At 54.5% G+C, this 266-nt stretch carries 1 protein-coding gene; it reads left to right on the top strand.

Going from position 1 to position 266, the window contains the following annotated elements:
* Nucleotides 1–266: hypothetical protein (locus AB1471_RS19000; protein WP_367780996.1), on the top strand; the 266-nt coding region annotated here is incomplete at both ends.

The following is a 266-nucleotide window of genomic DNA, read 5'->3' as shown; positions in this document are numbered from 1 at the left end:
GGAAGGGAAGGGGAAGGGAGGAAGAAGAGGGGGAGGAAAAAGGGAAGAGAGGGGAAAGGAAGGGGAAAAGGGAGAGGGAAGGGAGAAGAGAGGGAGGAGGGAGGGGGGAGAAAAGGAAGGGAGGGGGGAAGGAAAAAAAAGGAGGGGGAGAGAAGAGGAAGGGGGAGAAGGGAAGAAAAAAAGGGAGGGAAAAAGGGGGAAAGGGGAGAAGAAAAGGGGGCAAAAAGAGAGGAAAGAAAAAGAGGGGCAGGGGACAAAGCGGCAAT

It is taken from the genome of Jeotgalibacillus marinus (genome assembly GCF_040801915.1).
GTDB classification, from domain to species: domain Bacteria; phylum Bacillota; class Bacilli; order Bacillales; family Jeotgalibacillaceae; genus Jeotgalibacillus; species Jeotgalibacillus marinus.
The sequence above is the reverse complement of the archived record's forward strand: the minus strand, read 5'-3'. Positions and strand labels throughout refer to the sequence as shown.